We start from the raw sequence: 2,546 nt of genomic DNA, 5'->3' as shown, positions 1-2,546 counted from the left end.
CTGTTTATAGCACCGATTAAGAGGTTTTTCAATCAGACCTATAACAGTTTCTAGTATAGTCTCGTAGTAACAGCAGCTTCCTCTGCAAAACTAGTTTCTAGGTGTTCGAACAATCGTTGTCGCGTATTCCAGATGTATCGCTCCTTACTCCTGAGTGGCCGCTGCACGTACTTAGCCGAACTTCAAAAGTACCAAAAACTGACCTTAAAAAGGTCATAATCTCTAGCTAGACAGCGTTAATCAAAACAATAGTCTTTTCCAATACTAACTGCCCAACTAGGTTTAACCATTAGAATGCCTTTTATTGGGTGGCCGATGGTATACAAAGGGCTGTCATTTTGAGACTCTTCTAGTTTGTAGTGGAAAGGCTCTAAATATTCCAAATCTGAGAGTACTTGCTTGGCTTTTTCTACAACTGCATCTCTTTCACATGTGCTTTGCTTCGTAGTAATTGTCAAGTCTATGATAACTCTTTCACTACTGAGAACCACAAAGATAGAGCCATTCTCATCTGTATAAGTAGCGCTGTAAGCACCACAGTGTTCACCAACCTTTGAGGGGTAATCAAATTTAAAACCTTGCGTTTCATCAGATATTTTCATTCCCTGATATAATGGCTTAAACCCTATTTTTTCTTGGTCCTGAAACATTAATTTTTCAGCCAAACAATAGTTTTCTTTACCAACAACCTGAAATGAGAAGAGTAGAAAAAATACCAGAACGAATCTATTCACATCAATCCTTTTCCTCGCTTTGCTGTTCAATCGCATTAGAATATACGTGGTTGATGAGCTGCGGGAAAAACTCTAAAAACACCGCTTCAAAATCATCATAGTTACGTTCGATATCTTCAATCGCACCGGAGAAGTGATTAGCAAAGCGAATTCGCCTTGCGATATTATCCAAAGCAATGCCAATTCCTGATGTGGTTTCATATTCTTTAAACCAGTCGTTGTTGGTTATCTTAGTCACCACGGTTTGCATTCGCGGCGGCATATCGGCAATTCGGTGGCGTAATAGTTGATAGCTATGGGCTTTAAAATCTTCTAGCGGCGTTTGGTTAAAACGCTCCCAATGCTGAATCAAAAAATGATCGAACACAACATCAATGGCAATACCAGCAAAGCGTTTTCGTCTGGGAGAAAAGTTGCGTTTGGCCTCTTTGACGAGTGGGTGATTGTCGGTAAATTTATCAACCAGATAGTGATTATCCAGCCCTCTTTTTACTGTCATTGGCAAACTTTTTACACTCCTTATACCGCCAAAATCACCGAGCAAATTACCAAAGTGAGAATCTGCCGTGGGTTGGGCTAAATAAAGGTGAGCTAAGTAATTCAAATGACTAGCCTTATATTTTGTGGGACTCTGACCAAACTCTCAGTTCGTCTAAGATACTCAGTGCGGTCCGGCCAAAATCGGTTAATTCGTAAGTCACTGCGACTGGCCTATCGCTTATCACTTTGCGAGTTACCATGCCTTCACTCTCTAGCTCTTTTAAGCGTTGGTCGACCATTTTTTTGCTGGCCCCACCGAGCATACGCGTTAAATCATTAAACCTGACTGGCTCATCTTTGAGGTGATAAATAATTGAGCCTTTCCATTTTCCGCCGATTAGTCGCATGCCTTTTTCAATCGCACAGGGTTCGGTGCAAACATTTAAAACTTTTTTTCGACCTTTACTATCTGTTTTTACAACACTTTCCATAAAAACTCCTCACAATTAAACCAGGTTACCAAAAGTATACTAATTGATAGTTTAAATCAGGTTACTAATATATACCACAATAGAGTTGAGTTAGAGAACGTTTCTCTTGCTTATTTTTTACTGGCAATAACCTGGAGTTACAAAATGAGTACTACTGATTCAAAAAACGTATTAATTATTAATGCCCACCAATACTACCCTTTCTCAGAAGGAAAGCTGAATGCCGCCTTAATTGATAAGGCGATGACCATCCTTGAACAAAAGGGTTATGACATCCGAACCGTGACTATGAGTGACGAGTATGACGTAAATGAGCAGCTGGAACTGCATCAATGGGCTGATATCGTATTTTTACAAACACCGGTCAATTGGATGGGTGTTCCTTGGTCATTCAAAAAGTACATGGATGAAGTGTATACCGCTGGTATGGGCGGTGCGTTATGTAATGGCGACGGCCGTACAGCAGAAGAACCAAAGAAAAACTATGGAACCGGCGGCACATTAACCGACACTAAATACATGATGTCACTGACGTTTAATGCACCAGAAGAATCCTTTAACGACGCGTCAGAGTTTTTTGAAGGAAAATCAGTTGACGATCTGATGTTCCCAACGCACATGAACTTCAAATTTTTTGGCATGAAGCCAATGCCAACCTTTGCCAGCTTTGACGTGATGAAAAATGCGGATGTTGAAAACGACTTCAAACGTTTTGAAGCTCATATTAACGAGTATTTTTAAGGCACCACTATAGTTATAAATTTTTACTGGCTTGGTTGACCATATCTTGAAGCGCATCAATTATATGCGCTTCACGCTTTTGTTGTTTTGCTAAAGTAAG

Annotated in this window: 4 protein-coding genes; 1 reads left to right on the top strand and 3 read right to left on the bottom strand. The window is 40.1% G+C overall.

Annotated elements, in window-relative coordinates; genetic code table 11:
- Positions 1-236: 236 nt before the first annotated feature.
- The 3 genes from AC4E96_RS14010 to AC4E96_RS14000 form a co-directional block, all read right to left on the bottom strand.
- Positions 237-665 (bottom strand): hypothetical protein, encoded by a 429-nt coding sequence (locus tag AC4E96_RS14010; protein ID WP_490256269.1) that lies wholly within the window; start codon positions 663-665, stop codon positions 237-239.
- A gap of 70 nt (positions 666-735) precedes the next feature.
- On the bottom strand, positions 736-1,338 hold the full coding sequence (locus AC4E96_RS14005) for an acyl carrier protein phosphodiesterase (protein WP_490256268.1): 603 nt from the start codon (positions 1,336-1,338) through the stop codon (positions 736-738).
- Positions 1,339-1,348: 10 nt separating this feature from the next.
- Positions 1,349-1,705 carry a winged helix-turn-helix transcriptional regulator gene (locus AC4E96_RS14000; RefSeq protein WP_488034083.1) on the bottom strand — a complete coding sequence of 119 codons (357 nt, stop codon included), beginning with the start codon at positions 1,703-1,705 and terminating at the stop codon, positions 1,349-1,351.
- Positions 1,706-1,849: 144 nt separating this feature from the next.
- Here AC4E96_RS14000 and AC4E96_RS13995 point away from each other — a divergent pair, with 144 nt between their 5' ends.
- Positions 1,850-2,446, top strand: coding sequence for an NAD(P)H-dependent oxidoreductase (locus AC4E96_RS13995; protein WP_490256267.1), 597 nt, complete (start codon positions 1,850-1,852; stop codon positions 2,444-2,446).
- Positions 2,447-2,546 lie beyond the last annotated feature (100 nt).

Source organism: Psychrosphaera sp. (genome assembly GCF_982872775.1).
Note: the sequence above shows the minus strand (reverse complement) of the source record. Positions and strands in the feature narration are given on the sequence as shown.